Raw genomic sequence first — 2,089 nt, 5'->3', positions numbered from 1 at the left:
TCGGGATATTGAACAAATTATTGAATTACGGCGAGAGATTGCATCGCTTCCAGTGTTGACGAGGGAAGACCAAAATCGCAAAGTGTATTTGTTAGCGCAGGCAAATGCGATAAGTTTTGATTTGAAACGGGGTTGCGATTTGTTGGTGGGGAGTTATTTTAATAATTGGTCGGACAAAGAAAGGGAAGGTTTACGCCAGACTTTGTTAACTTCGTTTCGGGATGGTGCGGATATTCCTGATGGGATGGGTAAGGTTTTACCTGATTTTGATAAGTTGCGTCCTTTTCATTGGGAGTTGGAATTTCCAGAAGTGTTCGTAGTGAGGACTTCAGTCCTCTCTCAAAAAGAAAGAGCTAAAGCTCTTACTACGAACCTGAATATGAGCGGGGGTGGATTTGATGCGATCGCAGGAAATCCGCCGTTTATGGGTGGAAAAAAAATTACGGGTGCTTTGGGTACGGCTTATCGAGATTTTTTAGTTAAGTGGATTGCGAATAATATACGTGGTAATGCTGACCTTTGTGCTTACTTTTTCTTACGTGCCAAGCAGTTATTAAATAGTAATGCTGGTTTTGGATTAATTGCTACAAATACCATAGCGCAAGGTGAGACGCGAGAGGTTGGTTTAGACCAATTGGTTAAGAATAATTGTGTAATTCCTCGTGCTGTTCCGAGTCGGAAATGGGAAGGTAGCGCGAGTTTAGAAGTTGCTTATGTTTGGTTGCGACAGGGGAATTGGTTGGGTGAGTTTGTTTTAGATGAAAAGGTTGTTGATGGAATTACAGCATTTTTAACCAATCCAGGGAAAGCTGTTGGAAATCCACATAAATTAGTAGCCAATCAAAGTAAATCTTTTCAAGGTTCTATTGTGCTGGGAATGGGTTTTGTGATGACTTCAGAGGAAGCACAAGTGTTAATTGAGAAAAATCCAATAAATAAAGATGTTTTATTTCCTTATTTAAATGGTGAGGATTTGAATTCTCGTTCTGACCAATCACCGAGTCGTTGGGTGATAAATTTTAAGGATTATCCTTTAGATGCTGAACATGATGACTTGAAGAAGCCTAAAGGTAAACCTTATGCAAGTGATTATCCTGATTGTTTGGAGATTGTGAGGGAGAAGGTTAAACCGGAGAGAGATAAATTAGGATTAAAATCAGATTCTTCAGCGAAAGGTTATGCCAAATATTGGTGGCAATATGCAAGAAGAGGTTTAGAACTTTATAGTGCGATCGCAAACCTAAAACGAGTAGTTACTATTGCAGCCACCAGTAGAACTTTAGCATTCGCATCTGTATCACCAAACATAGTTTTTTCTCATGCAACCTACGTATTTGCTCTTGAAAGCTTAGGTTACTTTACACTTCTTCAAAGTGCATTTCATGAAACATGGGCGAGAGAATACGCTTCATCTATGAAAGGAGACTTACGTTACACTCCTACAGACTGCTTTGAAACCTTCCCCTTCCCCACATCAACTGCAAATCTTGAAGAAATAGGCGAAACGTACTACAACCATCGCCAAAACATCATGCAAACTAACCAAGAAGGATTAACCAAAACCTACAACCGCTTCCACAACCCCGACGAAACCGCCGCAGACATTCAAGAATTGCGCGAATTGCACATAGAAATGGATAATGCTGTAGCTGCTGCTTACGGTTGGCAAGATTTACTCCCCTCTCCCGATGGGAGTGGGGGTGAGGGCTTATCTCATGGTTTCCACCAAACCAAACAAGGCTTACGCTTCACTATCAGCGAAACAGCACGGCGAGAAGTGCTAGATAGATTATTAGAATTAAATCACCAACGCTATGCTGAAGAAAAAGCACAGGGTTTACATGATAAAGGCAAGAAAAAAGGTAAGGGAGGAGGCAAGAAAAAGGCGAAAATAGAAGATAAAAATCAAGACGAAGGCAACGAACAATTAACCTTATTTTAGTTTGTAGTGAGGACTTTAGTCCTCTCTTAAAACAAGAAAGAGCTAAAGCTCTTACTACGAACAAAGGCTCGTAGTGAGGACTTTAGTCCTCTCTTAAAACAAGAAAGAGCTAAAGCTCTTACTACGAACAAAGGCTCGTAGTGAGGA

Annotated in this window: 1 protein-coding gene; it reads left to right on the top strand. The window is 40.6% G+C overall.

Features of this window, described 5'->3' with window-relative positions:
- A partial coding sequence (locus tag CK510_RS29660) for an Eco57I restriction-modification methylase domain-containing protein (RefSeq protein ID WP_245912510.1) occupies nucleotides 1–1,942 on the top strand: 1,942 nt, incomplete at its 5' end.
- Between the last annotated feature and the right edge of the window lie 147 nt (nucleotides 1,943–2,089).

This window comes from Brunnivagina elsteri CCALA 953 (genome assembly GCF_002289455.1).
GTDB lineage: Bacteria > Cyanobacteriota > Cyanobacteriia > Cyanobacteriales > Nostocaceae > Brunnivagina > Brunnivagina elsteri.
The sequence above is the reverse complement of the archived record's forward strand: the minus strand, read 5'-3'. Positions and strand labels throughout refer to the sequence as shown.